The sequence below is a fragment of the Achromobacter sp. genome (assembly GCF_057314935.1).
Genome location: NZ_DBHKZA010000035.1, coordinates 1 through 25788, shown reverse-complemented (window position 1 = coordinate 25788; position 25788 = coordinate 1). Strand labels below are relative to the sequence as shown.

At 66.6% G+C, this 25788-nt stretch carries 21 protein-coding genes; 10 read left to right on the top strand and 11 right to left on the bottom strand.

The features are described from left to right. The first annotated feature begins 19 nt into the window (after positions 1 to 19). The 5 genes from ACO6D5_RS14820 (at position 20) to ACO6D5_RS14800 (ending at position 4991) form a co-directional block, all read left to right on the top strand. Complete coding sequence (locus ACO6D5_RS14820; protein WP_485825792.1) at positions 20 to 1045, top strand: ABC transporter substrate-binding protein; 1026 nt, start codon at positions 20 to 22, stop codon at positions 1043 to 1045. After that, on the top strand, positions 1042 to 1851 hold the full coding sequence (locus ACO6D5_RS14815; protein WP_485825791.1) for an ABC transporter ATP-binding protein: 810 nt from the start codon (positions 1042 to 1044) through the stop codon (positions 1849 to 1851). The genes ACO6D5_RS14820 and ACO6D5_RS14815 overlap by 4 nt, the downstream gene beginning before the upstream one ends. Further along, the gene (locus ACO6D5_RS14810) at positions 1848 to 2624 is read left to right on the top strand and encodes an ABC transporter permease (protein ID WP_485825790.1); all 777 of its coding nucleotides are present in this window, start codon (positions 1848 to 1850) and stop codon (positions 2622 to 2624) included. The genes ACO6D5_RS14815 and ACO6D5_RS14810 overlap by 4 nt, the downstream gene beginning before the upstream one ends. Positions 2625 to 2706: 82 nt before the next feature. Further along, positions 2707 to 3333: a TRAP transporter small permease subunit gene (locus tag ACO6D5_RS14805; protein ID WP_315846621.1), complete on the top strand. Its 627-nt coding sequence runs from the start codon at positions 2707 to 2709 to the stop codon at positions 3331 to 3333. 2 nt (positions 3334 to 3335) lie between these two features. Next, complete coding sequence (locus tag ACO6D5_RS14800) at positions 3336 to 4991, top strand: TRAP transporter large permease subunit (protein WP_315846620.1); 1656 nt, start codon at positions 3336 to 3338, stop codon at positions 4989 to 4991. A 31-nt stretch (positions 4992 to 5022) separates the two neighbouring features. On the opposite strand, the gene ACO6D5_RS14795 is transcribed toward ACO6D5_RS14800, so the two are convergent. Both ACO6D5_RS14795 and ACO6D5_RS14790 read right to left on the bottom strand, forming a co-directional pair. Next, complete coding sequence (locus tag ACO6D5_RS14795) at positions 5023 to 5706, bottom strand: GntR family transcriptional regulator (RefSeq protein ID WP_485825789.1); 684 nt, start codon at positions 5704 to 5706, stop codon at positions 5023 to 5025. 10 nt (positions 5707 to 5716) lie between these two features. Further along, positions 5717 to 7492, bottom strand: coding sequence for an IlvD/Edd family dehydratase (locus tag ACO6D5_RS14790; RefSeq protein WP_485825788.1), 1776 nt, complete (start codon positions 7490 to 7492; stop codon positions 5717 to 5719). Positions 7493 to 7713: 221 nt separating this feature from the next. On the opposite strand from ACO6D5_RS14790, the gene ACO6D5_RS14785 reads away from it, so the two are divergent. Together ACO6D5_RS14785 and pdeR are read left to right on the top strand one after the other, a co-directional pair. Then, on the top strand, positions 7714 to 8709 hold the full coding sequence (locus ACO6D5_RS14785; protein ID WP_006224170.1) for a Bug family tripartite tricarboxylate transporter substrate binding protein: 996 nt from the start codon (positions 7714 to 7716) through the stop codon (positions 8707 to 8709). Between the two features lie 344 nt (positions 8710 to 9053). After that, positions 9054 to 11051: a cyclic di-GMP phosphodiesterase gene (gene pdeR, locus ACO6D5_RS14780; protein ID WP_315846617.1), complete on the top strand. Its 1998-nt coding sequence runs from the start codon at positions 9054 to 9056 to the stop codon at positions 11049 to 11051. A gap of 26 nt (positions 11052 to 11077) precedes the next feature. Here the strand turns inward: pdeR and ACO6D5_RS14775 are convergent, their stop codons facing one another. Next, complete coding sequence (locus ACO6D5_RS14775; RefSeq protein ID WP_485825787.1) at positions 11078 to 11962, bottom strand: crotonase/enoyl-CoA hydratase family protein; 885 nt, start codon at positions 11960 to 11962, stop codon at positions 11078 to 11080. Between the two features lie 382 nt (positions 11963 to 12344). Here ACO6D5_RS14775 and ACO6D5_RS14770 point away from each other — a divergent pair, with 382 nt between their 5' ends. Further along, on the top strand, positions 12345 to 14444 hold the full coding sequence (locus ACO6D5_RS14770) for a TonB-dependent receptor (protein ID WP_485825786.1): 2100 nt from the start codon (positions 12345 to 12347) through the stop codon (positions 14442 to 14444). 41 nt (positions 14445 to 14485) lie between these two features. Here the strand turns inward: ACO6D5_RS14770 and ACO6D5_RS14765 are convergent, their stop codons facing one another. The 5 genes from ACO6D5_RS14765 to ACO6D5_RS14745 all read right to left on the bottom strand — a co-directional run bounded on the left by ACO6D5_RS14765 (position 14486) and on the right by ACO6D5_RS14745 (position 19428). Continuing rightward, on the bottom strand, positions 14486 to 15472 hold the full coding sequence (locus tag ACO6D5_RS14765) for a tripartite tricarboxylate transporter substrate-binding protein (protein ID WP_315846614.1): 987 nt from the start codon (positions 15470 to 15472) through the stop codon (positions 14486 to 14488). Positions 15473 to 15582: 110 nt separating this feature from the next. Then, positions 15583 to 16539 (bottom strand): LysR family transcriptional regulator, encoded by a 957-nt coding sequence (locus tag ACO6D5_RS14760; protein ID WP_485825785.1) that lies wholly within the window; start codon positions 16537 to 16539, stop codon positions 15583 to 15585. A gap of 36 nt (positions 16540 to 16575) precedes the next feature. Further along, the gene (locus ACO6D5_RS14755) at positions 16576 to 17727 is read right to left on the bottom strand and encodes a CaiB/BaiF CoA transferase family protein (RefSeq protein WP_485825784.1); all 1152 of its coding nucleotides are present in this window, start codon (positions 17725 to 17727) and stop codon (positions 16576 to 16578) included. Beyond that, the gene (locus ACO6D5_RS14750; RefSeq protein ID WP_315846611.1) at positions 17724 to 18518 is read right to left on the bottom strand and encodes an enoyl-CoA hydratase; all 795 of its coding nucleotides are present in this window, start codon (positions 18516 to 18518) and stop codon (positions 17724 to 17726) included. The genes ACO6D5_RS14755 and ACO6D5_RS14750 overlap by 4 nt, the downstream gene beginning before the upstream one ends. A 154-nt stretch (positions 18519 to 18672) precedes the next feature. Next, positions 18673 to 19428 carry an SDR family oxidoreductase gene (locus ACO6D5_RS14745; RefSeq protein ID WP_485825783.1) on the bottom strand — a complete coding sequence of 252 codons (756 nt, stop codon included), beginning with the start codon at positions 19426 to 19428 and terminating at the stop codon, positions 18673 to 18675. A gap of 115 nt (positions 19429 to 19543) precedes the next feature. On the opposite strand from ACO6D5_RS14745, the gene ACO6D5_RS14740 reads away from it, so the two are divergent. Beyond that, positions 19544 to 20455, top strand: a complete 912-nt coding sequence (locus tag ACO6D5_RS14740; protein ID WP_485825782.1) for a LysR family transcriptional regulator — start codon at positions 19544 to 19546, stop codon at positions 20453 to 20455. On the opposite strand, the gene ACO6D5_RS14735 is transcribed toward ACO6D5_RS14740, so the two are convergent. Next, positions 20434 to 21828 (bottom strand): GntP family permease, encoded by a 1395-nt coding sequence (locus tag ACO6D5_RS14735; protein ID WP_315846608.1) that lies wholly within the window; start codon positions 21826 to 21828, stop codon positions 20434 to 20436. The two genes, ACO6D5_RS14740 and ACO6D5_RS14735, sit on opposite strands and share 22 nt — an antisense overlap. A gap of 77 nt (positions 21829 to 21905) precedes the next feature. Further along, the gene (locus ACO6D5_RS14730) at positions 21906 to 24008 is read right to left on the bottom strand and encodes a TonB-dependent siderophore receptor (protein WP_485825781.1); all 2103 of its coding nucleotides are present in this window, start codon (positions 24006 to 24008) and stop codon (positions 21906 to 21908) included. 198 nt (positions 24009 to 24206) lie between these two features. Here ACO6D5_RS14730 and ACO6D5_RS14725 point away from each other — a divergent pair, with 198 nt between their 5' ends. Further along, a complete protein-coding gene (locus ACO6D5_RS14725) occupies positions 24207 to 24962 on the top strand; it encodes a helix-turn-helix domain-containing protein (RefSeq protein WP_315846606.1) in 756 nt (251 codons plus the stop codon). Between the two features lie 4 nt (positions 24963 to 24966). Here the strand turns inward: ACO6D5_RS14725 and ACO6D5_RS14720 are convergent, their stop codons facing one another. Continuing rightward, positions 24967 to 25782 (bottom strand): aminoglycoside phosphotransferase family protein, encoded by an 816-nt coding sequence (locus tag ACO6D5_RS14720; protein WP_485825810.1) that lies wholly within the window; start codon positions 25780 to 25782, stop codon positions 24967 to 24969. Positions 25783 to 25788: the final 6 nt, after the last annotated feature.

Below are 25788 nucleotides of genomic sequence, written 5' to 3'. Positions count from 1 at the left end.
TCGGATAACGGGGAAGATCATGCATGCGGGTTTCGCAAGAGGTTGGCGCCACGTCCTGTGGGGCCTGGCCGCGGTCGCGCTCAGCGCGTCCGCCTGGGCCCAGAATCCAGAGCCGCTACGGGTGCGGCTGGACTGGACGCCGTGGGGCGTGCACGGCGCGTTCCACCTGGCGCAGCAAAAGGGCTGGTACAAGCAGGCCGGCCTGGATGTCTCGCTGGAGGACGGCAACGGTTCGGTGACCACGGTGCAGATCGTCGGGGCCGGCGACAGTTTCGACGTCGGGCACGCGGCCCTGGCTTCGGTGATGATCGCCCGCGAGAAAGGCATGCCGGTCAAGGCAGTGGCGGTGTTTGCGCGCCAAAGCGATATCGGGCTGCTGGTGCCGGCGGACGCGGGCATCACCGGGCCCGCCCAGCTCAAGGGCAAGAAGGTGGCCTACACGGCCGGCTCGCTGGAAGCGCCGTTCGTCGATGCCTTCCTGGCAGCGGGCAAGCTCAAGAAGAGCGACCTGGAACTGATCAACGTGGACGCCGCCGGCAAGGCGTCGACCTATGCGATGGGCCGGGCGGACGCGGCTTTCTCCACGATCCCGTTCTTCCTGCCGGTCGTGTCGCAGAATCGGCCTTCCAGCGCGGTGCGCTTTGCCGACTTCGGCCTGAACATGCCCAGCTTCGGCCTGTTCGCCAACGAATCCAAGCTGACCGCGCGGCGCGATGCCATCGCGCGCTTTGCCAGCGTGACGGCGCGCGCCTGGGAATACATCTACGCCGGGCATCAGGACGAGGCGGTGACCGCCATCCTCCAGCAGCGGCCGCAGGCCCGCCTGGACAAGACCGTGCTGCGTGGGCAGATCGATGCCTTGCAACCGTATTTCGGCCAGCCGGCGGCAGGCGAACGCCTGGGCGCGATCGTGCCGCAGGACTGGACGCAGGCCGTCAAGACGCTGTCCTCCGTCGGGCTGATCGGCGCAGGCGCCGAGGCCTCCTCGTTCTATGTGCCCGACCTCGTGCACCCGGAACGCTACGACAGCCTGGTGCAGCCATGACGCCGTGGGCGGTATCCGCACGGGACGTGCGCAAGCGCTATCCGGGCGTGGCCGGCGTAGAGGCGCTGGCCGCGGTGTCGGTCGACGTGCCGCGAGGCCGCTTCGTCAGTATCCTGGGCCCGAGCGGTTGCGGCAAAAGCACGTTCCTGCGTTGCGTGGCGGGGCTGGAAACCCTCTCCAGCGGGCAATTGCAGGTGGCGGGCGTGCCGGTAGAGGGGCCGCCGCAAGGCATGGGCATGGTGTTCCAGCGCGATGCGCTGCTGGAATGGCGCAACGTCTGGCGCAATATCCTGCTGCCGATCGAATTCGCCCACAAGCCCGTGGCGGCCTATGAGGGCAAGGTCCGCGAGCTCCTGGCCTTGACCGGGCTGACGAAGTTCGCCGAGAGCTATCCGCGCGAGCTGTCCGGCGGGATGCGCCAGCGCGCCGCGATCTGCCGCGCCTTGGTCGACGACCCGCAACTGCTGCTGATGGATGAGCCTTTCGGCGCGCTGGATGCGCTGACCCGCGACCAGATGAACGTGGAGTTGCAGCGGATCTGGATGGAAACCCGCAACACCGTGCTGTTCGTGACCCACGGCATCGCCGAGGCCGTGTTCCTGGGCGATGTGGTGATGGTGTTTTCACCGCGTCCCGGCCGCATCCTGGAAACCATCGACATCGATCTGCCGCGGCCCCGGCCACTGGCGTTGCGCGAGACGCCCGCTTTCGGCGAATACGTGCGGCACATCCGGGGCATGTTCCAGCAGATGGGCCTGATAGACGAGGGCGCCCGCGCGGCGTCCCCGGCGGAGAACGCCCGATGATCCGGCTATTTCGCAGTGCCGCCCGCCGGATGGCGGGCCTGGCGTCGGTGGTGGTGTTCCTGCTGCTCTGGGAAGTTGCTGCCCGGGTCTTCCACGTGCGCGCCATCATGCTGCCGTTGCCCGGGAAGGTGGTGCTGGAACTGGCGTCCGAATGGCGCTGGTACGCGGGCCATGCCGCCTACACCCTGATGACCACGCTGGCCGGCTTTGCGCTGGCGGTGGCCGGCGGCGTGGCGATCGCCATCATGCTGGTGGGGTCGCGCTGGTTCGAGCGCTTCATCTATCCCCTGATCGTGGCCCTGAACAGTGTGCCGAAAGTCGCCATCGCGCCTTTGTTCGTGATCTGGATGGGCACGGGCGCCGAACCCAAGATCGCCATCGCCTTTCTGATCGCCGTGTTCGCGATCATCGTCGACACCGTCCATGGGCTGCGTTCAGTGCCGCAGGACGTGCTGGACCTGGGGCGGGTGCTGAAGGGCTCGCGCCGCGATTTCTTCTTCAAGGTGCGGCTGCCCAGCGCGCTTCCCTCGATCCTGGCGGGTATGAAGGTGTCGATTTCGCTGGCGCTGGTGGGCGCCATCGTCGGCGAGTTCGTGTCGTCGCAGCGCGGCCTGGGCTACGTGATCATGAGCGCCCAAGGCACGTTCGACACCGTACGGGTATTCGCGGCGATCTTCGTGCTGGCGTTGATGGGCATGGTGTTGTTCGCGCTGCTGGTGTGGCTGGAACGCCGGTCGACACCGTGGCTGCGGCACCACCGCGAAGACGGTTGAGGCAGGTTCCGCGTCCGCGGCGGCAGACCGCGGCGTCGGGTTTGGGCAAACGTGTGATCAGAAACAATTCTGGGGAAAACAGATGCAAGCACTACTCGCCTTGTCGCGCGGCATAGACGCGATCAACCTGCGGATGGGCCGGATCGTGTCCTGGGTGACGCTGCTGGTCGTCCTGGTCAGCGCCGGCAACGCCATCGTGCGCAAGTTCTTCCACTTCAGCTCCAACGCGTGGCTGGAGATGCAGTGGTACATGTTCGGCGCCATGTTCCTGCTGACGGCCGGCTACACGCTATTGAAGAACGACCACGTACGCGTGGACATCATCGCGTCGCGGCTGTCGCGGCGCGCCCAGGTCTGGATCGAGATCTTCGGCGTGCTGTTCTTCCTGCTGCCGGCCTGCCTCTTGATCATGTACCTGTCGTGGCCGGTGTTCATGGATTCGTACCTGAGCAACGAGCATTCGTCCAACTCCGGCGGCCTGATCCGCTGGCCGGTCAAGCTGTTGATCCCCGTGGGCTTCGCGCTGCTGGTGCTGGCCGGCCTGTCGCACCTGATCAAATGCGTCGGCTTCCTGATGGGGCGCTGCCGCGACCCGCGCGAACGCGAGGGCGCCAAGAGCGCCGAAGAGGAACTGGCCGAAGAAATCGCCCGTGAAGCGCAAGCGCGCGAAGCGGCCGCCGTGCGTGAACTGGATAACAAGGGTCGTTGATCATGGAGTTCTTCATTGCCAATCTGGCGCCGATCATGTTCGCGACGCTGATCATCTTCCTGCTGCTGGGCTTCCCCGTGGCGTTCGCGCTGGCGGCCAACGGCATCCTGTTCGGCCTGGTGGGCATGGAACTGGGCCTGCTCAATTCCTCGCTGTTCCAGGCGCTGCCGCAACGGGTGTTCGGCATCATCTCCAACGACACGCTGCTGGCGGTGCCGTTCTTCACGCTGATGGGGCTGGTGCTAGAGCGCTCGGGCATGGCCGAGGACCTGCTTGAGACGATCGGCCAGCTGTTCGGCGCGGTCCGAGGCGGCCTGGCCATCGCGGTGGTGTTCGTGGGCGCGATGCTGGCCGCGACCACGGGCGTGGTGTCGGCCTCGGTCATTTCAATGGGGCTGATATCGCTGCCGATCATGTTGCGCAACGGGTACGACCGCAAGCTCGCCAGCGGCGTGATCGCCGCATCGGGCACGCTGTCGCAAATCATCCCGCCATCGCTGGTGCTGATCATCCTGGCCGACCAGCTGGGCCGTTCCATTGGCGACATCTACCGGGCGGCGATGGTGCCGGGCTTTGTGCTGGCCGGGCTGTACATCCTGTATATCGTCGTCATGAGCCTGCTGAAGCCGGCCTCGGCGCCGGCGCTGCCTGAAGAGGCGCGCCGGTTCCAGGAACCGAACGGCACGCGCGGCGGGCGCTCGCTGCTGGTGCTGATGACGATTTCGGCCGTGTCGGCCTATTTCCTGGGGCTCTGGGTCGAGAACAACACCGCGCCGATCGATGAGCGCATCGTGGTGGCGCTGCTGTTCTGGGGCGCCACGGCCTTCGTCATCGCGCTGATCAACAAGGCGCTGGGGCTGGGCCTGCTGTCGGCGCTGGCCGAGCGGGTGACGTTCGTCATGATTCCGCCCCTGGCGCTGATCTTCCTGGTGCTGGGCACGATCTTCATCGGCGTGGCCACGCCGACCGAAGGCGGCGCCATGGGCGCGGTGGGCGCCATCCTGATGGCGCTGATACGCCGCCGCCTGTCCTTGGACCTGCTCAAGCAGGCGATGGACACGACGACCAAGCTGTCCTGCTTCGTGGTGTTCATCCTGGTGGGGTCCACCGTGTTCGGCCTGACATTCCGCGCGGTCAACGGCGACCTCTGGGTCGAGCATCTGTTGACCGGCCTGCCGGGCGGACAGTGGGGCTTTCTGATCGTCGTCAGCATCCTGACCTTCGTGCTGGCCTTCTTCCTGGACTTCTTCGAACTGGCGTTCATCATCGTGCCCTTGCTCGGGCCGGTGGCCGACAAGCTGGGCATCGACCTGATCTGGTTCGGCGTGATCCTGGCGGTCAACATGCAGACGTCGTTCATGCACCCGCCATTCGGCTTTGCGCTGTTCTACCTGCGGTCCGTGGCGCCGCGGGACCGGTACAAGGACCGGGTCACGGGGAAGATGATCGAGCCCGTCACCACCGGACAGATCTATTGGGGCTCGGTGCCGTTCATCGTGATCCAGTTGCTGATGGTCGCCGCGGTCATGGCGTTCCCGGGCATGGTGATGCACTACAAGAGCGACGCGCCGACCGTCGACCCCAGCTCGGTGTCGCTGGAAGTAGGCGGAGCGGCGGGCGCCGGCGCCTACGGGGCCGATTCCAATCCGTTCAAATAGGGCGGGCGCGCGGCCGGAGGGGCGCGCCGGGCTAGCGCCCCGGCCGCATCTGTTCCGAGGCCAGATAGGCGTCGCGCGACGGCAGCAGGTGCTCGCGGCACACCGCCATCAGGGCCGCGCGGTCGCCGTCGCGCAGCGCCTGGATCATGGCCCAGTGTTCCTGGCGGGCGCGCTCGCGGTAGCCGGCGGCCACCAGCGTGCCGAAGCGGATGGGGTGGGTGCGCCGGGCGTATTCCTCGATGGCCTGGCCCAGCACGGCATTGTCCAGCAGCCCGAAGAATTCGCGGTGGAACCGCTGGTTGCTGCGGAACACGCGGCGCGCGTCGCCTTCGGCCACCGCCGCATCGTGCTCGCGCTGCACCGCCACCAGCGCCGCCAGCCGCGCTTCGGGCACGGGCAGCGGCATCTGGCTGGCGGTATGCACTTCCAGCACCTCGCGCAGCGCATACAGCTCCATCACTTCGCGGGTGGAAAACGCCCGCACGACGGCGCCGATATTGCGCTTTTTCTCGACTACGCCCAAGAGTTCCAGCTCCGCCAGCACCTGCCGCACGGCATGGCGCTTCATGGCGAAGCGCGCCATCAGCTCGTCCTCGGTCAGGCGTTCACGCGGGTGCAGCCGGCCGAAGACGATGTCTTCTTCCAGGGCGGCCACCGCGGTCTGCGTGGCGTCGGGGGCCTCTGCTTGCAGGGCGTCGGGCGTGATGGCGTTCATGGGGACGGTATTACTTCTTCGGCACGGTGTCGTGGGTGACGCCGGCGCGCAGGAAGTCGAAATCGACCCCCTGGTCGGCCTGCGTCACGGTTTGCAGGAACAGCTTGCGATAGCCGCGCTCGGCGGTGGGCCGGGTGATGGGCTGGGCCGCGGCGCGGCGCGCCAGTTCGGCGTCGTCCACCAGCAGCGCGATTTCACGCTGGGCCACCGACAGGCGGATGCGGTCGCCATTTTGCACGTAAGCCAGCGGTCCGCCAATGGCGGCCTCGGGCGTGACGTGCAGCACGATGGTGCCCGCCGCGGTGCCGCTCATGCGGCCGTCCGAAATCCGGACCATGTCCTTGACGCCCGCGCGCGCCAGCTTTTTCGGGATCGGCATGTAGCCGGCCTCCGGCATGCCGGGCGCGCCGGTCGGACCGATGCGCTTGAGCACCAGGATGTCGTCGGCGGTGACGTCCAGCGCGTCGTCGTCGATGCGCCGCGCCATGTCTTCGGCGTCTTCGAACACCACCGCGCGGCCCTCGTGCTCCATCAGCTTGGGGTTGGCGGCGGACTGCTTGATGATGGCGCCGCCCGGGGCCAGGTTGCCGCGCAACACGGCCAGGCCACCCACGGGGTAGATGGGCGACGCGGCGGTACGGATCACGTCCTGCGTGAAGGGCGCGGGGGCGTCGTCCAATTCCTGGCCCAGCGTGCGGCCGGACACGGTCATCACGTCCAGGTGCAGGTAGGGCCGCAGTTCGCGCAGCAGCGCGAGCATGCCGCCGGCGTCGTGGAAGTCTTCCATATAGTGCTGGCCCGAGGGCTTCAGGTCGACCAGCACGGGGGTTTCGCGGCTGATGCGGTCCAGGCCGGCCAGGTCGATATCGATGCCCAGGCGGCCGGCGATGGCCGTCAGGTGGACGATGCCGTTGGTGGACCCGCCGATCGACAGCAGCACGCGCAAGGCGTTTTCGATGGACTTGCCGTTGATGATCTGGTCGGGCGTCAGCCGGGACGCGGCCATGGCGACCGCTGTGGCGCCGGTGCGTTCAGCCACGCGCACGCGGTCGGCGGTGACGGCCGGGGCGGACGCGCCGCCGGCGACCATCATGCCCAGCGCTTCGGTGATGCAGGCCATGGTGCTGGCCGTGCCCATGACGGAACAGGTGCCCACGCTGGCGACCAGCTGGTTGTTCACGTCGGCGATCTCGGCCGCGTCGATCTCGTCGGCGCGGTAGCGGCCCCAGTAGCGGCGGCAGTCGGTGCAGGCGCCGACGCGTTCGCCGCGGTGCGATCCGGTCAGCATCGAGCCCGTGACCAGCTGGATGGCGGGCACGCCGGCCGAGGCGGCGCCCATCAGCTGGGCCGGCACGGTCTTGTCGCAACCGCCGATCAGCACCACGGCGTCCATGGGCTGCGCGCGGATCATCTCCTCGGTGTCCATGGACATGAGGTTGCGCAGATACATGCTGGTCGGCTGTGAAAAGCTTTCGTGCACCGAGATGGTCGGGAAGTCCATGGGCAGGCCGCCGGCCAGCATCACGCCGCGCTTGACGGCTTCGATCAGCTGGGGGGCGTTGCCGTGGCACGGGTTGTAGCTGCTGCCCGTGTTGACGATGCCGATGATCGGACGGGCCAGCGCGTCGTCGGACAAGCCGGCGCCCTTGATGAAGGCCTTGCGCAGGAACAGCGAGAAACCCTTGTCGCCGTAGTTCGTCAGCCCGCGGGCCACGCCCTGCGCGGTGGCGCTGTCGCTGTCAAAAGGCCCCGTTGCGGGCTTGCCGCCTTTCGTCTCGTCCGTCATTTTCAGTCCCGATAATATTATTGATAATCCAGGGGCAAGATCATATCCAGCCTTTGCGGAACCCGGCAAGTGCTTTGTGCGCACCGATATATTGATCTGTTTTCAAGATCAGTCGATAGAAAAATTCTGATTCTTCTATCAAGTTTCGACTCCTACACTGGCGCCGTTGACGAGCCGGGCGTCCGTCCATTCCTATACTCATCCCGGCTGGAGAGACCTCAATGTCAGACCTGCGTCTGCGGCCGCGCCGTGCCGTCCTGCTTTCCCTGCTGGCCCTCTGTGCCGGCGTTTCCGCCCCGGCGCTGTCGGCCGACGCGTACCCGGACAAACCCATCCGCCTGATCGTTCCGTATCCGCCCGGAGGCGCGACCGACGTGATCGGCCGCGTGCTGGCGCAGGAACTGACGGGCGCGCTGGGCCAGTCGGTGATCGTGGAAAACCGCGCGGGCGCTGCCGGCAACATCGGCGCCGACCAGGTCGCCAAGGCGCAGCCCGACGGCTACACCCTGTTGATGGGCGCGCTGACCAGCCATTCCATCAACGCCGCCCTGTACCGCGGCCGCGTCACCTATGACGTGGAAAAGAGCTTCGCGCCGGTGTCCATCGTGGGCACGGTGCCGCTGGTGTTCGTCGTGAACCCGTCGGTGCAGGCCAAGACGCTGTCCGAATTCATCGCGCTGGCCAAGTCCAAGCCGGGCTACATGACCATGGCCTCGGCCGGCAACGGTTCGCCCCAGCATCTGGCCGGCGAAATGTTCAAGCGCACGGCGGGCGTCGACATCCTGCACGTGCCCTACAAGGGCAGCGGCCCCGCCATGACCGACCTGATGGGCGGGCAGGTGCTCAGCATGATCGAAACCGTGCCGGCCGCGCAGGGCAATATCAAGGCCGGCAAGCTGCGCGCGCTGGCGGTGACCTCGCCTGTCCGCGTGGACGCGCTGCCGGATGTGCCGACCGCCGCCGAAGCGGGCTTGAAGGACTTCGAGGTCAGCTCGATGTTCGGCATCGTGGCCCCCGCCAATACGCCGGCGCCGGTGATCGACCGCCTGAACGGTGAATTGAAGAAGATCCTGGCCAAGCCGGAAGTGAAGGCGTCGCTGCTGAACCAGGGCGCCATCGCCACCTGGACCACGCCTGCCGACGCCAGCGCCCGCGTGTCGGCCGAACTGGCCCGCTGGACCAAGGTGATCGACGAAGCCGGGGTGAAAGGGGACTGATCCGTCGGGTTGATCCGCCGGGTTGCGCCTTTTATGCGACACGCCGAAGATTTCTTCAGGGAATCTTCGGCGATTTTGTTTGTGCGTTGCGATGGCATTTGGCGCAACAAGGCATTCGCGCCAGGACGTGGGAGCGCATTAAAGGTGTTGTAAGGGATCGGGTTTTCCACACGTCCGTGATAGCCGGTGAAACAATCCGCAATACAGCGTTTGACGCGCCGCACATAGGTGTTGACCCCGTCCAGGCTAGGCCGTAATGTACTTTTCGGTCCAGCTACGACTGGTCATACTAAAGGCGCCTACTTTTAGTGTGGCAGGCCTTAGGACAGTGGGGGGATACCACGATGACAGAGAATCAGGACGAAAGGTCGATCCTGCATACGCATTTCGGTACGCACAGTCCCTATTGGCGGCTGGCTGCCGATAGCGACGCCTTTGAGCTTTCCGCGGTCAAGGGAGCGACCAATATCGCGATGGCGCTGCGTCCGGAGCAGGCCGACGCCATCCGGTCGCTGACGGGCATCACGTCCAGCATGCGCATCGATATCTCGCTATACGGGGACCTGTTGCGGCTGCACCTGGTGGGCCGCAAGATTAACCCCAACGAATGGGCCGGCACCGCATCGGCGCATTCCGATACCGAATCCGTCGCCAAGGACCTCGTCGAAGGCCTGTCGTTTGCCGAAACCGTGGTGTCCGAAGCCAACTCGGTGATCGTCATCGTGGACCAGAACGGCCGCGTGCAGCGCTTCAACAAGCTGAGCGAGGAATACACCGGCAAGCGCGAACAGGATATCGTCGGCCGCAGCGTGTTCGAGATGTTCATGACGCGCGAAGAAGCCATGGCCTCGCGCCGCAATATCGCGGAATTCTATAAGCGCGGACAGTCCTATGAGGCCGAACGGCTGATCAATACGGTCAAGGGCCCCCGGCTATTCCTGTTCCGCAACAAGTTCGTCACCAGCGGCAGCGGCGAAAAGCGCGTGTACCTGATCTGCTCGGGCACCGACATCACCGAGGAACGCCAGGCGCAGGAGCGCCTGCGCGTGCTGGCCAACACCGACATGCTGACGAACCTGCCCAACCGGCATGCCATCACGACGCGCCTGAAGGCGGCGCTGGCGACCGGCAAGGAAGGGCGGGGCGGCGTGCTGTTCCTGGACCTGGACAATTTCAAGCGCATCAACGACCACTACGGCCATGGCTTCGGCGACCGCCTGCTCAAGGCCGTGTCGGTGGCGATCTCGACCTGCCTGTCCGAAGGCCAGACGCTGGCGCGGCTGGGCGGCGACGAGTTCATCGTATTGCAGGAACAGGCGCAAGCCTGGGAACTGGAAGCCACCGCCGAGCGCATCATCGAACGCCTGCGCGAACCTTTCCGCCAGGGGCTGATCGAGGTCTATACCAGCTGCTCGATCGGCATTGCGATGTACCCGGACCACGGCGCCGACCTGGACAGCGTGGTGCGCAGCGCCGACATCGCCATGTACGTGGCCAAGGAAGCGGGGCGCCATACCTACCGCGTGTTCCAGCCCGACATGGACCGCCGCAACGCGGACTACGTGTGGCTGGACACGAATCTGCGCAAGGCGCTGGCCGAGAACCACCTGATGCTGTACTACCAGCCCAAGCTCGTCGGACGGACCGGCGAAGTCGACGGCGTGGAGGCCCTGCTGCGCTGGCGTTCCCCCGAACGCGGCATGGTCTGCCCCAGCGTCTTCATTCCGTACGCCGAGGAATCGGGCCTGATCTCGCCGCTGGGTGTATGGGTGATGCGCGAGGCCGCCCGCCAGGCGGCCGCCTGGAAGCGCGACGGCCTGAACATCCGGATCGCGATCAACATGTCGGCGCGGCAGCTCGACGACAAGGGCGTGGTCAGCGATTTCATGAGCGCCATCGGCGATGCTGGCCTGGCCCCGTGCCTGCTGGACATCGAGCTCACGGAAAGCTGCCTGATCGAAGACGAAGTCGCGGCCATCGACCTGATCAAGCAGTTCCGGCAATTGGGCGCGCGCGTGCACCTGGACGATTTCGGCACCGGCTATTCGTCGCTGTCGCAGCTGGCGCGCATTCCGCTGGACGCGATCAAGCTGGATGCCAGCTTCGTGCGCGGCGTGAACGAGAACCCGGTGTCGCAGGCGTTGGCACGGGCCATCGTGGCGGTGGCGCGCACGCTGGAGCTGAAGGTGATCGCCGAAGGGGTGGAAACGCCGGAAGAAACCGCGTTCCTGGACACGCTGGGCGTGGATGCCAAACAGGGCTATCTGTATGCCAAGCCCATGCCCGCGAGCGAATTGGCGACTTGGCTGGCCCAGCGCCGCCGGCTGCATCTGATCGCCTGATACAGCCGGCGCCCGCCCGTGGCGGGTCAGTGCATGGTGGCTTCCTGCGCCGCCTCGGTGCTGGAGGCGGTGCGCCGGTTCTGCGCCATGACCAGGCGTTCCATGTAGGCGCGGTCCTTCGGATCGATCGCGAACGCGGCTTCCACCCAGTCCTCGGTGATGTCCATCAGTTCAGAGCGCGACAGGTTCAGCACGCGCTGGCGCGCGCGCAGCATGGCCCGCATGCCGTTGAGCTTGGGACGCATCACGTCGATGAAGGTGCGCGTGGCGCGGTACGCATCGCCCGGCTCGAACAGCGCATCGACCAGCCCCTTGCCGTGGAACCATTCGGCGGTATGCGATTCGCCCGTGCTGATCAGGTCTTCGGCCAGCTTCATGCCTGAGCGGCGCGCCACCAGCGAATAGCCCCCCATGCCGGGAAACAGGTTGAACGCCATTTCAGGGAAGCCCATGCGGGCGTTGTTCTGCGCCAGCACGAAGTGGTGGGCCAGCGCGGCCTCGAAGCCGCCGCCCAGCGCCGTGCCCTCGATCATGGCCAGCGAGATGGCGCCGGTATCGAACCCGCGCGAGGCCGCATGCACGCAATCCACGCATGCCCGCGCATAGGCCCGCAAGGCTTCGCGCTTGCCGGTCCGGATGGCTTCGGCGAAGAAGTTGAGGTCGCCGCCCACGTTGTAGATCTGAGGCACCAGCGAGCCCGTGACCCAGAAGTCGATGGGCAGGCCTGAATCCTTGGCGGCCCGCGCCAGGGTCATGATTTCGTCGATGAGTTCGTGGTTAAAGCAGGGCCGGGGCTGCGCCCGGAGCATCATCCACATGACACGACGTCCCTCCTCGTAAAACGCTGAAATCTGCTTCATGTTGCCCGCTGCGGTGAAGGGGTGGCAGTCTGGATGAATGAGTTGATTCATGTGCTTTAGTCCAATCGATCAAGGTGAGTCGGAGTACTGCCGGGTCAGCCTAATACAGAGCTTCCGGGTGTCGTCTCATGCAAACCTCGTTCGGTTGGCCAGACTTGTCAGTAAGTCAAAAGCGCGAGCTAACAATGCAAAAGTCTTGCAGATTGCGGCGCCGGATCGGCCGCTCGGGCGAGGGGCGCATCGGCGCAACGGATGAGGACCCACGCAAATTCGCGAGGATCGGGGCGATGCGCGAACCGGCGAGGGTATGGCTTGCGCTCATGCGTTCGGATGACGATGTTGCGTGCCGACAACGTAAAACAATTCTCATTTGTAAATAGGATCAATTCTCGAATAGCATCGCGCCTTTCATTTTTCTGAATAAGGCGTTGCGATGTTGTCCCCGTTTGTCCCGCGCTCCCTGTCCCTGGGCGTAGCGCTAGCCCTGTCGTCCGCGTCGCCGCAGGCGATGGCCCAGACCGCCCAGCTGCCCGCGATCAGTGTCGAAGGCGTCAGCGCCGACGACCCCCGCGTGCCGGAAGTCACCACCGCCACGCGCACCCAGACGCCGGCCCGCTACGTGCCCCAGACCATCGACACGGTCAAGGTCGAGAACGTGCAGACCTACGGCGTCACGACCATCAGCGACGCGCTGTCCGGCATGCCCAACGTGTCCAGCGCGCAAGACACCCGTTTCGACTCGGTACGCATCCGCGGCTTTGACGCCAGCAACGACTTCTATCTGGACGGCATCCGCGACGACAGCCAGTACGTGCGCGACCTGCACAACATTGAACGCATCGAGGTGCTGAAGGGCCCCGCCGCCGTGCTGTACGGGCGGGGCAGCCAAGGCGGCATCGTCAACCGCGTCAGCAAGGCGCCTCAGCCTGGCCGCGAATCCACCATCGAAGCGCAAACGGGAAGCTGGGACCTGCGCAGCGTCTACGGCGACTTGAGCGCCGACCCCTCGGACAACGTCAGCGTGCGCCTGAACGTGGGGCAGGAAGACAGCAACAGCTTCCGCCACAAGATCGGCGGCACCCGCCAACTGGTGGCGCCCGCCATCAATTGGCGCATCACGCCGAACCTGGATTGGCTGGTGCAGTACGAATACAGCCGCTATGACCGCACGCCCGACCGCGGCATCCCCAGCGTCAATGGCCGGCCGGCGGACGTGGGCCGCAGCACCGTCTACGGCGACCCGGACCGCGACTACATCGACGACCGCGCGCAGTCGTTCCGCTCGCGCCTGGCGTATGCGCTGGCGCCCGACTGGCAGTTGCGCTATACGCTGGGCGTCTTCAAGCTGGACAGCGATTTCGACAACACCTACCTGACGGGTTACAACGCCGCGACCGGCAAGGTCGTGCGCACGCGCTGGCAGCAGGACCTGACGACGCGCAACGTCAGCAACAACCTGGAAACGGAAGGCCTGTTCCGCACGGGCAGCATCGAGCACCGGGTGCTGTTCGGCGTCGACCTTGCCCATCAGGACCGGTCGCCCACTTTGTATTCGGCGGCCACCAGCGGTCCGGGGGCGCAGCCCGTGCCGTCGCTGGACCTGTACGACCCCGACCTGTCGCGGCAGCACAATGGCCGGATGGCGGTCAACAGCGATGCGCGCCACAAGGTGAAGAGCCAGGGCTACTACGTGCAGGACCAGATCAAGCTGAACGACGCCTGGCAAGTGCTGATGGGCGTGCGGATGGACCGCTTCAGCATCGACTCCACCAACCGCCTGCTGGACGCATCGGCCACGCATGACAGCAGCGGCGTCAGCCCGCGCGTGGGGGTGGTGTGGACGCCCGTGCGCGACCATTCCCTGTATGCGTCGTACAGCAAGACGTTTTCGCCTACCGGCGGCGGCACGATCGGCATCACGCCGAACGCGCGCGGCAACACCAACGACCTGGACCCCGAACACACGCGCCAGACGGAAGTGGGGGCCAAGAGCGATTGGCTGGACGGGCAGCTCAGCACCACCCTGGCGCTGTATCAGCTGGAGCTCTACAACCGCCGCACGACGGACCCCAACGATCCGACGATCGTGCTGCTGACGGGCAAGCAGCGTTCGCGCGGGGTCGAACTGACGGCGGCGGGCCGCCTGGCGGGCAACTGGTATCTGCGCGGCGGCGTGGGCCTGCAGAATGCGTCCATCGTGGAAGACAACAACGGTCTGGCCGGCAACCGGGTCAGCAACGTGGCGCGGCGCAACGGCAGCGTCTTCCTGACCTACAAGCCGGTCGAGGGGTTGTATGGCGAAACCGGCCTGACCTTCGTGGGCGAGCGCTATGCCGACAATGCCAACCTGACGACGCTGCCGGGCTACGCCCGCTGGGACGCGATGCTGGGCTACCGCAGGGGCCAATGGGATTGGCGTCTGGCCGTGCGCAACATCACCGACAAGACCTATTACGGGTCGGCCACCAGCGCCGGCCAGATCCAGGTGGGCGAACCCCGCACCGTGGTGGCCACGGCGCAGTACCGGTTCTGATCGGCAAAGCGGGCGTCCGGCAAGGGGCGCCCGCGCACGGCTTATTGCGGTTCGATCTTGGCGTCGATGGCGCGTTGGGTCCAGATCTGACGTTGCGATTCGGCGAACGCCTTGTGCTCGGCCACGGCGTTGGGCGCCACCTGCATGCCCAGCGCGTCGAATTTCGCCACGGTGTCGGGCTCGCCCAGGATGCGGGCGATTTCGCCGTTCAGCCGTTCGACCACCGGGGCCGGGGTACCCGCGGGCGCGGCCACGCCCACCCACACCACCAGGTCGAAATTCTTGTAGCCCGCTTCCGCCAGCGTGGGCACGTCCGGGAAGTCCTTGGCGCGGGCCTGGCCGGTGAAGGCGATGCCGGTCAGCTTGCCGCTGTGCATGAACGCCGTCACGACGGACTGGTCGGCAAACAGATAGTCCACATGGCCGCCCAGCAGGTCCGTCACGGCGGGCGGCTGGCTCTTGTAGGGCACGCCATTGGCGGCTGCGCCGGCGACGGTGTTGAAGGTGGCGCCCGCGATCTGGCTGGTGGGCGAGCCGTAGGCGTAGTTCAGCGGACGGCCCTGGGTGGCCTGCACCAGCTTGCTGACCGAGGTGTAGGGGGAATCCGCGCGCACCACCAGCATCATCGGGATCGTCGCGATCCGGATCACATGGATGAAGTCGCCGGTCGGGTCATACGGCAGCTTGCGGAACAGCGCGGGCGTGGCCGAATGCGTCGAACTGCTGGTCAGCACCAGCGTGTAGCCGTCGGCGGGCGCGCGCGCGGCCGTGACGGAACCGATCGTGCCCGACGCGCCGGGCTTGTTCTCGATGACGATGGGCACGCCCAGGCGCGGCCCCAGCTTTTCCGACAGGATGCGGGCGCTGGTGTCGGTGGCGCTGCCGGGCGAAAACGGCACCACGATCGTGATGGGCTTGTTGGGATAGGCGTCGGCGGCGAGGGCGGCCGTGCCGCTCGCCGCCACGGCGAGGCCTGCGCAGGCGGCTGCCAGCAAACGCCGGCGCACCGGGTGCGGAATTCGGGTCATTGAAGTCTCCAGTCTTGTTCTTGCCCGTTCGCCACGGCACGCGGCGTCTGGGCCATGCGGCATGATGCGTCTGGCCGGCTTATCTCAACAAGGGACTAATTTTCATAGACCTATTCCGTATCCGGATGAATCGGCCTGTCGTCCAGGAAGGCGGTGGGGTCGGGCGAGGCCTCGCGGGCGCGGAGCGTGGATTCGAGTTCGTCCAGGAAGGTCTTGGCGGCCAGCGACAGCCGGGTGCTGCGGCGCTGGATCAGCGATAGCTCATGGCGGCGTTGCGGGCCGTCCTGGATGGCCGCCGCATGCAGGCCGAGCAGCCGCGCGAAGGCGCAAACGTAGCCCGGCACGATCGTGATGCCCAGTCCGGCGCGCACCAGGTTCAGTACCGAGGTCAGCATGCCGGCCTCAATGCCCGAATGGAATTCCAGATCGAGTTCGCCGCTGATGTGGTCGACGGCGCGGCGCACGCTGTAGACATTGCGCAGCGTGATGTGGTCGTGCGCCGCCAGGTCGGCCCAGCGCACGCGCGCGTGCCGCGCCAGCGGGTGGGACGGCGCGCAAACGGCGTACATGGAATCGCGGTAGATGACGCGCGCTTCCAGCCCTTCGCCATGGGCCTGCGTCGACACGATGCCGAAGTCGGCGCGGCCATGGCGGACGTGTTCCAGCGTGTCGTCCGTATTCAGCTCGTAGAGTTCGAGCTTCACCCCGGCGTGCAGGCGGTGATAGCGCGTGATCACGTCGCCCAGCAGGCCCACCATCATCATCGGCGAACTGGCCACGCCCACCACTCCGCGCTCCAGCGTGCGCAGGCCGGACATGCTGCGTTCCGCGGCGCGCACCGTGCCCAGGATCTCCTGGGCATAGGCGTAGAAGTCGGCGGCGCCTTCGCAGGGCGTCACATTGCGGGTAGACCGTTCGAAAAGCGGCTGGCCCACTTCGGCCTCGAGCTCGGCGCACAGCTTGCTGACGGCGGACTGGGTGACGAAGGCGGCGCGCGCCGCGGCGGTGAAGCTGCGCAGTTCATAAAGCGCGCAGAACACGCGCAGCTGCTTGAGAGTGATGTTCATGGTCGGGCGGTCAGGGCGCGGCCGCCCGGGGTGGGCTTAGCCGCCAGCGTCGAGCATATCCCGATCCGCATCCTGCCGTGGCGCCGGCCGTCGCAACGCGCCCGGCGTGCGAGAGAACCGCACCGGGATCGAGGTGGCGGTCAGCGTTCCTTCCGTCGGATGCTCCACGCGCTGGAAAAAGCCGGTGGCGGCCAGATGGGGGTCGTCGAACAGGGCTTCAGGCGTGTTGACGCGGGAATGCGGGATGTCGGCGTCGGCCAGCAGCGCCAGCCAGTCGTCGGTGGTGCGCAGCGCGACGATGCCGGCCAGGTGCTGGTACAGCGTGTCGAAGTTGCGGCCGCGCGTTTGCGGGCTGAGGTAGCGCGGGTCGGCCGCCAGGTCGCCGCGCCCCGACAGGCTGAAGAAGCGCTGCCATTGCGCGTCGGTATAGGGCAGCAGCGCGATATAGCCGTCCAGCGTGCGGTAGGGCCTGCGTTCGGGCGACAGCACCCGGCTGTAGCCCATCTCGCCGCGCGGCGGATCGAAGGTGCGCCCGCCCATGTGCTCGATCAGCGTGAAGGACACCAGCGTTTCGAACATCGGCACTTCGATCGCCTGGCCGCGGCCGGACTTTTCGCGTTCGTACAGGGCCATGGGGATGGCGTAGGCCAGCGTCAGGCCCGCCACCTTGTCGGCCATGATGGTGTTGATGTAGGCGGGGGCGCCGGTGTTGCGGCCCTGCAGATCGGCCAGGCCGCTCATGGCCTGGATGATGTCGTCGAAGGCGGGCTTGGCGGCATAGGGGCCGTCTTGCCCGAAGCCGACCGCGGAACAATAGATCAGGCGCGGGTTGCGGGCGCACAGGGTGGCGGCGTCAAGACCGGCGCGGGCCAGCGCGCGGGGGCGCACGTTCGAGATGAACACGTCGGCGCCATCCGCCAGCGCCAGCAGCTGTTGCAGGTCGGCCGGGTCTTTGGCGTTCAGGGTGATGCTGCGCTTGTTGCGGTTCAGGTTCAGGTAGACCGCGCCCATGCCGGGCGACGCGGCGGGCGCCGACGCGCGAAAGACGTCGCCTTCAGGCGCTTCCACCTTGATGACGTCCGCGCCCATGTCGCCCAGGATCTGCGTGGCGTAGGGCCCCATGCCGACCGAGGTCATGTCGATGACCCGCACGCCGGCCAGCGGCCCGCTTGCGTGCGCCGGACTCATTGGCCGTCCCGCTTGTGCTTGCGGGCCAGGAACGGCGCCATGTATTGGCGGGGTTCTTCGGTGGTGAAAGCGTCGCCGAAGGCGTCGACGCTGCGATCCAGGCCGGCCTCGACCGTCGACGTTTCCCAGTAGCGCAGCAGCGCCTTTTGCGAGGCGACGGCGCGCGGGCCGCTGGCGGCGATGGGGCCGACCGTGCGTTCGACCAGCGCGTCCAGTTCGCCAGCGTCGCACAGGAACTGCAGGAAGCCCCAACGCAGGGCCTGCTCGGCGTCGACGTTTTCACCGGTCAGCAGCAGCCAATTGGTCGCGCCCGGGCCGATCAGCGCAGGCAGCAGCACGGCGTGAATCACCGACGGAATGCCGACCCGTACCTCGGGCATGCCGAACACGCCGTCGCGCGACCCCAGGCGGATGTCGCAAGCGGCGGCCAACTCCATGCCGGCGCCCAGGCAGAAGCCGGGGATGCGGGCGATGGTGGGAACCGGCACGTTGCGCACGGCTTCACACAGTTCGCGCAAACGGGTGATGAATGCACGGCCGCCGGCGGGATCCAGTTCGGCCATTTCATAGATGTTGGCGCCGCCGATGAAGGCGCGGTCGCCGGTGCCGCGGATGACGAGCGCGCGCGCATCGGTCTGCGCGGCGATCCACTGGACCGCTTGCGTCAGACCCTGCGTCACGGGCGTGGCCAGGATGTTCAGGCTTTTGGCGTCGTGGATACGCAGGGTGTAGACGCCGCGCTCGTCGCGTTCGATGCGGCTGTGGGGAAAGTCGGGGATCGGGGCGTGCATGGGGGGATTGTCTCCGTGACTGCAGGGTTGCAAGCCATCCTAGAGGGTTCGGTTGATCCCGACAAACAAGGTTTTTTCATGGAATAAGTCCAGCCGGGAATAAATCGGCGGGGTCGCCAGCCCCGCGGCGGCCGTCCTGTCTCCAACCGGCTGTTCAGGCGACGCCGCCGTTGGCGCGCAGGATCTGGCCGTTGACCCAGCCGCTGTCCGGGCCCGTCAGGAACGACACGACGCCCGCGATGTCGTCGGGCTGCCCCAGGCGTTCCAGCGGCGGCATCTTGGCGAAGTGTTCGATCAGTTCGGGGCTCTTGCCCTTCAAGAACAACTCGGTGGCGACGGGGCCGGGGGCCACGGCGTTCACGGTGATCCGGCGGCCGCGCAATTCCTTGGAAAACACGTGCGTGAAGCTCTCGACGGCCGCCTTGCTGGCGATGTAGACCGCGTAGCCCGGCAGGTTCAGCGCAATCGTCGTGCTGGACACGTTGACGATGCTGCCGCCATCGGCCAGCCGGGTGGCGGCTTCGCGCAGGGTGTTGAAGGTGCCGCGCGTATTGATGTCGAAGGTCTGCGCGTAGTCCTCGTCGGAGGTGTCGGCCAGCGGCTGCACCTTCAGGACGCCGGCGCTGTTGACCAGCGCGCTGATGCGGCCCAGTTCCGATTCGACCTTGTCGAACAAGGCGCGCACGTCGGCTGCCTTGGACACGTCGGCTTGCACCGCGACGGCGCGGCCGCCTGCCTGCCGGATGTCATTGGCCAGCGCGTCGGCGTCCGCCGAGCTCGATGCGTAGTTGATGCCGACCGCAAAGCCGGCGCGGGCCAGGCGTCGCACGATGGCGGCGCCGATGCCGCGGGATCCGCCCGTGACCAGGGCGACGGGTTGCGGGGTCGATTGAGAGGCTTGGGTGTTCATGCGCGATCTCCGAGAGGGAAGGGGGTGAAACGCATCATGGACTATTCCAAACCGAAGATAATTACCCTATATTCGCTAACATAATTCCATTTACATTAATAATTGGCGGATCAGTATGGATCGTTTCCAGGAAATGCAGGTGTTTGTCCGCATCGCGGAGCGCCGCAGTTTTTCCCAAGCGGCCGAAGACCTGCAGATTCCCCGGGCCACGGTCACCAACCTGATCAAGCGCATGGAAAAGCGCCTGGGCGCCCGGTTGCTGGAACGCACCACGCGCCAGGTGCGGCTGACGCACGACGGTGAGGCCTATTACCAGCGCTGCGTGCGCCTGTTGGCCGACCTGGAAGAGGCCGACGGCGCATTCCTGAACACCGCGCCGAAGGGGCTGCTGCGGGTCAACGCCCAAGGTACGCTCGCCAAGTACTTCGTGATGCCCGGGCTGCCGGGCTTTCTTGAACGCTATCCCGACATCGTCCTGCACCTGGGCGAAGACGACCGCCTGGTGGATATGGTGCGCGAGGGCGTGGATTGCGTGCTGCGTGCGGGCGCCTTGCAGGATTCGTCGCTGGTGGGCCGGCAGATTGCCCTGATGCCGCAGGTGACGGTGGCCAGCCCCGCCTACCTGGCGCGTTTCGGCACGCCCGCCAGCGTGGAAGACCTGGCGGGCCACCGCGCCGTCGACTACCTGTCCAGCGCCACCGGCCGCAGCCTTGCGCTGGACTTCATGGTCGACGGGCGCAATGTGCTGGTGCGTCCGGCTTCGGTCATCAGCGTGACGGGAGCCGAGCTCTACACCGGCGCGGCGCTGGCGGGGCTGGGGCTGGCGCAGGTGCCGCGCTATCGGGTGGAGCGGGAGCTGGCGGCGGGGCACTTGCGGATCGTGCTGCCCAAGGCGCCGCCCGCGCCCATGCCGGTGTCGGTGCTATACCCGCAGAACCGGCAGGTGTCGGCCCGCGTGCGTGTCTTCACGCAGTGGCTGGCCGACGTGTTCGCTACCGCCTTCGATCAGACGATGCCGGTCAGGTAGTACACCGCGATCACGACGAACACCGACATCGTCGATATCAGCGTGATGGCGAAGATGTCGCCGTAGGACTGGCGGTGCGTCAGGCCGGTGACGGCCAGCAGCGTGATCACCGCGCCGTTGTGCGGCAGCGTGTCCATGCCGCCGCTTGCCATGGCGGCGATCCGGTGCAGCACGTCCATCGGGATGCCCGCCGCAACGGCGCCGTCGATGAAGGTCTGCGCCATGGCGGCCAGCGCGATGCTCATCCCGCCCGAGGCGGACCCGGTTATGCCCGCCAGCGAGGTCACGGCGATGGCTTCGCCCACCAGCGGGTCGGGAATGGATTTCAGCGCCTCGGCCACCAGCAGGAAGCCGGGCAACGCGGCGATGACGCCACCGAAACCGTATTCGGCCGCCGTGTTCATGGAGGCCAGCAGCGCGCCCGACACGGCGCTTTTGCTGCCTTCGGCGAAGTGCGCCTTGATGCTGCGGAACGAGAACAGCAGGATGGTGACGATGCCGGCGATCAACGCGCCCATCACCGCCCACAGCGCGACCTGATCGGCGGCGTTCACGGGCATCGGCTTGGGCAGGCCGGGCAGGTTCACTTCGGCGCCCGCGGGATACCACCCGGGTATCCAGCGCGTCAGCAGGAAGTTGGCCACGCCCACCACCACCAGCGGCAGCAAGGCGATCAGCGGGTGATGGTCGCGTTCGCTGGGTGGCGTCGTCGGTTCATTGCGCAGTTCGGTGCCGTAGGTTTCGCCGGCCGCCGCCGCGCGCTTGCGCCGCCATTCCAGGTAGGCGATGCCCGCCGTCAGCGTGAATGCCGCGCCGATCAGGCCCAGCCAGGGGGCGGCCCACGTGGTCGTTTCGAAGAAGGTGGTGGGGATGATGTTCTGGATCTGCGGGGTGCCGGGCAGCGCCGTCATCGTGAACGTGAACGCGCCCAAGGCGATGGCGCCCGGCATCAGGCGTTTCGGAATGCCGCCCTGGCGGAACATCTCGGCGGCAAACGGATACACCGCGAACACCACCACGAAGAGCGATACGCCACCGTAAGTCAGCACGGCGCACACCAGCACGATGGCCACAATCGCGCGTTCCGCGCCGATCATGCGCAGCACCGCCTGCACGATCGCGCGGGAAAAGCCCGACAGTTCGATCAGCTTGCCGAACACGGCGCCCAGCAGGAACACGGGGAAGTAGAGCTTGGCGAAACCCGCCATGCGCTCCATGAAAATGCCTGAGAACACAGGGGCCAGCGCGGAAGGATCCGTCAGCAATACCGCGCCCATGGCTGCGATGGGCGCGCATAGGATCACGCTGTAGCCCCGATACGCCGCCAGCATCAGAAATGCCAGCGCCGCCACCACGATGAACAATCCGGTCATTCGATACTCCAGGAATGAAGAGATAAGGGGTGAAGGGGCTACACCTTACCTCATCCTTTCGGGAGCCTGAATGACGGTCAGTACGTGGCGCGCAAGGTCAGCATCACATTGCGGGGTTCGCCATAGACGCTGTAATAGCTGGACGGCACCCGGCTGTAGTAGTTGCGGTCGAACAGGTTGTTCACGGTGATGGACGCGTCCAGGTTGCGGCTGACGCGGTAGCCGACCTGCGCGTCCACCACGGCATAGCCGCCTTGCCACGACGTGTTGTTGCGGCTGGTGCGGCTCTGCACCCGCGCGCCCGCGCCCACGCGCCACCCCGGCAGCACGTCGGGCGTGAAGCGGTAGGTGGTCCAGACCTTGAACAGATGTTTGGGCGACTCCGGATTCACGATCTGGTTTTCCTGCGTGGGGTCGGACAGGTAGCGGGTCTGAAGGTAGGTGTAGCCGGCGTACACGTCCCAATTGGGCAGCAGACGGCCGCTGACTTCGGCCTCGACGCCCTGGCTTTGCGCTTCGCCCTGGGCGACATACCGCCCGGGATTGGCGTCGTCCGGCACCGCCCGGTTCTTGTCGCGGATCCGGAACAAGGCCAGGGATGCGTTGGCGGCGCCGTCCAGGAACTGGCCTTTCAGGCCGAGCTCGTACTGCTTGCCGGTGCGGGGGGCCAGCGGCTTGCCGTCGGCCGTCATCTGCCAGGCTTCAGAAAACGCGAATACGTCCGAGTAGCTGGCATACGCCGACAACCACGAATTCAAGTGGGCCACGGCGCCGAAGTACGGGACGAACTTGCGCACCTCGGGGTCGCGCCGGGTGTCGCCGGCCTCGGGCAGGACCGGCTGGGTGGCGTTGCGATACCAGCTTTGGCGGCCGCCGGCGATCAGGGTCAGCGGATCGGCCACGTTGAAACTGAGCTGGCCATACACGCCCATCTGGCTGGACTTGGTGTTGTTGCCCGACGTGAACGGAATATCCATTTCCGGCACATCGATGTGGTGGATATCGATGCTGTCGATGCCCGCGCCCGACGATCGGCTGTCCTGTCTGCGTTCGGCGTAGTTGGCGCCGACCATCGCCGTGTGCGTGCGGCCGAACAGCGTGAAGGGACCGGATGCGTGGGTGTCCAGGCCCATCCAGCGGATGCGGTCCTTCTGGAATTGCAGCCAGTAGGCCGCCTGGTCCGTGGCGGGGTCGACGGGGCCGTCGACGTAGCCGTACTTGCTGTCCAGGTCGGTCGCCCGGTAATTCATCGACACCTGGCCTGTCCAGCCGTTGGCGAAGCGGTGGCTCAGTTCCGCGTAGACCTCGGACAGGTCGGTATCGCCGCGCGCCCAGTCCACGCCGTAGAAGCCGGAGCGCGGGCCGTCGACGAACTTGCCGTTGGAATAGGTCGACAGGCCGTAGTCGAAGGGCGCCATGCGCGTTTTCTGGTAGGCCGCCGACAAGGTCAGCAAGGTGTTGGCGGTCAGGTCGAATTCCAGTGAGCCGTACGCCAGGCCCTGACGCGTATGGGCTTCGTCCATCGAGTAGTCGCGGTCCTGGGCGGCCAGGCCGGCCCGGGCGCGGACCCGGCCGTCGGCCGTCACGGGGCCGGTCACGTCCAGTTCGGTGCGGTAATTGTTCCAGGACCCGGCCATGACGCTGCCGGTCAGGCTGAAGGCGTCCAGCGGGCGCTTGCGCACCAGGTTGACGGTGCCGGCCGGGCTGCCGAAGCCTTGCAGGAGGCCCGCCGGTCCGCGCAGCACTTCTATCCGGTCATACAGCGCCAAATCGAACTGGGGCAGGTATTGCAGCGCGCCGTTGGCGGGCACGCCGTCGAACTGGACGTCGGTTTCGTAGCCGCGCGCGGTGAAGTAGGCGGTGCCGTCGCCGTAGCTCATGGCGCTGACGCCGGTCGTCTCGCGCAAGGCGTCCTGCACGGTGGTCATGTTCTGGTCGTCCATGCGCTGGCGCGTCACCACGGACACCGAGTTGGGTATGTCGCGCACGTTCGTCGCGCCCTTGCCGACGGTGACGGTGTTGGCGGTGTAGGACTGCGAGCCCTCCGTCTGGCCGGGGTCCGACAGCGAATCGGCCGTGCCGGTGATCCGCACGGGACTCAACTGCGGCACGGGCGCGTCATCGGCGTGGGCGGCGGTGCCCAGGCAGGCCTGCGCCAGCAGCGCGGCGGCAAGTGTCAAACGGGGCAGGGACGGCGGGCGTGGGTGAAATGCGACGGGGGCAAGCGCGGAAGCGGTCATTTTTTAATGAAAACAATGGGAATCATTTGCATTAATGATAAAAAGCAAGTTCCCTTCCGGCTGGACAGAAAATGTCGAAAAACAGACATAACTGTCAGGTTGGGCAGCTTTCTTCCCGTTGATATCGAAAACCTGCCAATGCGTGAATTTCCCCAGGATGCGCCTGCCGTGGTCGCGCGGTCGTTCAACTACGAAAACGGCGCCCGCCAGCAGCCGCATTCGCACGAGCGCATCCAGCTGATGTATTCCCCGACGGGCATCATGCGCGTCATGACCGAGGACGGCGCCTGGATGCTCGCGCCGATGCGCGCGCTGTGGATTCCCGCCGGCGTCACCCACGAGGTGAAGATGGTGGGCAGCGTCAGCATGCGTTCCGCGTTCATCATGCCGGACGCCGCGCCATGGCTCTGGAAGGAGACCTGCGCGCTGGACGTGAACCCCCTGATGCGCGAGCTGATCCTGACCTTGAACGGCCCGCCCCGCAAAGGGCCGGTGCAGCGGCTCAGTTCCGAACTGTTGCTGAATCTGCTGGCCGATACCGAACGCCAGCACCGCCAGTTGCCGCTGCCGTTCGACCGGCGGCTGCGCAAGGTGTGCGATGCAGTCTTGCAGGCGCCGGGCAATGACGACACGCTGGAGCAATGGGGCGAGCGCATCGGCGCAAGCGCCCGCACGCTGGCGCGGCGCATGAAGGACGAGACCGGCATGAGCTTTCACCATTGGCGCCTGCAGGTGCGGATCGACGAAGGCATCTGCCGGCTGCTGCAAGGGCAGTCGGTAGTGAACGTGGCGCGCGCGCTGGGCTACGCCAGCGCCAGCGCATTCGTCTACATGTTCCGCAATCTGACGGGGGTGTCGCCGTCGCGGTATGTCGAGCAGATCACGGCGGCATAGGGCCTTAGGCGCCCGCGTCCAGCAGCCCTTGCGCCTGGCGCGCGATGTTCAGGTCGATCGCGGCGTCGTCGCCGTCGCCCAGGTACCAGACTGCCGACAGCCCGCACCACGCGACGATCCATTGCAGCAGGCGGCGGCGGTCCAGGCCGGACTCGGCCACGATGAGGTCCAGCCGACGCTCGAAGCAGCCGGGCACGATGGCCACCGGCGGCTCGGGGTCCGACAGGTCGGGGTTGCAGAAGATGTTGGCATAGTCGAACGTGCGCTCGCCATACAGCCGCTTGGGGTCGATGACCAGCCAGCCGCGTTCACCGAAGTCCAGCACGTTGTCGTGGTGGGCGTCGCCATGCAGCACCGTGAGGTCGCGTGGATCGTCCAGCAGCGCGCGGGCATGGCGGGCGCTGTGCGCCAGGATGCCGCCTTGCGCCCGGGCCATGGGCCACAGTTCCACGAACCATTCCTCCAGGGGACGCAGCGGCGGCAACGGTTTGGCGCGCGGCGCGTGCAACGCCTTGAGCACGTGGCAGAGGATCCGCGTGGCTTCGTCGTCGCGGCCCGTGCGGGCATAGGCTGCCAGCGAGCGCGTGCCGGTGGCGCGTTCCAGCAGGATGGCGCTGTCGTCGTGCGCCAGCACGCGGGCCGCGCCCTGGCCGTCCCACCACGTCATCAGCACGCCGCCCTGGCGCTCGTCTTCTTCGACCGACACTTTCAACATGGCCGGCGCGCCGTCGCGCATGACGGGCAGCAGTTGCGCGGCATGGGTCACGATGGGGGCGCCGTCGGGCACGAGGTTCCAGCGGGAGAGGTAGGCGTCGAACATGGGGCA

What these genes read in the sequence shown, in the direction of transcription:
- ACO6D5_RS14815 (WP_485825791.1), top strand. Translation starts at nt 1,042, where the DNA reads ATGACGCCGTGGGCGGTATCCGCACGGGACGTGCGCAAGCGCTATCCG.
- ACO6D5_RS14785 (WP_006224170.1), top strand. Translation starts at nt 7,714, where the DNA reads ATGTCAGACCTGCGTCTGCGGCCGCGCCGTGCCGTCCTGCTTTCCCTG.
- ACO6D5_RS14755 (WP_485825784.1), bottom strand. Translation starts at nt 17,727, where the DNA reads ATGAGTCCGGCGCACGCAAGCGGGCCGCTGGCCGGCGTGCGGGTCATC.
- ACO6D5_RS14810 (WP_485825790.1), top strand. Translation starts at nt 1,848, where the DNA reads ATGATCCGGCTATTTCGCAGTGCCGCCCGCCGGATGGCGGGCCTGGCG.
- ACO6D5_RS14735 (WP_315846608.1), bottom strand. Translation starts at nt 21,828, where the DNA reads ATGACCGGATTGTTCATCGTGGTGGCGGCGCTGGCATTTCTGATGCTG.
- ACO6D5_RS14760 (WP_485825785.1), bottom strand. Translation starts at nt 16,539, where the DNA reads ATGAACATCACTCTCAAGCAGCTGCGCGTGTTCTGCGCGCTTTATGAA.
- ACO6D5_RS14820 (WP_485825792.1), top strand. Translation starts at nt 20, where the DNA reads ATGCATGCGGGTTTCGCAAGAGGTTGGCGCCACGTCCTGTGGGGCCTG.
- ACO6D5_RS14765 (WP_315846614.1), bottom strand. Translation starts at nt 15,472, where the DNA reads ATGACCCGAATTCCGCACCCGGTGCGCCGGCGTTTGCTGGCAGCCGCC.
- ACO6D5_RS14805 (WP_315846621.1), top strand. Translation starts at nt 2,707, where the DNA reads ATGCAAGCACTACTCGCCTTGTCGCGCGGCATAGACGCGATCAACCTG.
- ACO6D5_RS14740 (WP_485825782.1), top strand. Translation starts at nt 19,544, where the DNA reads ATGGATCGTTTCCAGGAAATGCAGGTGTTTGTCCGCATCGCGGAGCGC.
- ACO6D5_RS14720 (WP_485825810.1), bottom strand. Translation starts at nt 25,782, where the DNA reads ATGTTCGACGCCTACCTCTCCCGCTGGAACCTCGTGCCCGACGGCGCC.
- pdeR (WP_315846617.1), top strand. Translation starts at nt 9,054, where the DNA reads ATGACAGAGAATCAGGACGAAAGGTCGATCCTGCATACGCATTTCGGT.
- ACO6D5_RS14775 (WP_485825787.1), bottom strand. Translation starts at nt 11,962, where the DNA reads ATGAATCAACTCATTCATCCAGACTGCCACCCCTTCACCGCAGCGGGC.
- ACO6D5_RS14795 (WP_485825789.1), bottom strand. Translation starts at nt 5,706, where the DNA reads ATGAACGCCATCACGCCCGACGCCCTGCAAGCAGAGGCCCCCGACGCC.
- ACO6D5_RS14725 (WP_315846606.1), top strand. Translation starts at nt 24,207, where the DNA reads ATGCGTGAATTTCCCCAGGATGCGCCTGCCGTGGTCGCGCGGTCGTTC.
- ACO6D5_RS14800 (WP_315846620.1), top strand. Translation starts at nt 3,336, where the DNA reads ATGGAGTTCTTCATTGCCAATCTGGCGCCGATCATGTTCGCGACGCTG.
- ACO6D5_RS14745 (WP_485825783.1), bottom strand. Translation starts at nt 19,428, where the DNA reads ATGAACACCCAAGCCTCTCAATCGACCCCGCAACCCGTCGCCCTGGTC.
- ACO6D5_RS14790 (WP_485825788.1), bottom strand. Translation starts at nt 7,492, where the DNA reads ATGACGGACGAGACGAAAGGCGGCAAGCCCGCAACGGGGCCTTTTGAC.
- ACO6D5_RS14750 (WP_315846611.1), bottom strand. Translation starts at nt 18,518, where the DNA reads ATGCACGCCCCGATCCCCGACTTTCCCCACAGCCGCATCGAACGCGAC.
- ACO6D5_RS14770 (WP_485825786.1), top strand. Translation starts at nt 12,345, where the DNA reads ATGTTGTCCCCGTTTGTCCCGCGCTCCCTGTCCCTGGGCGTAGCGCTA.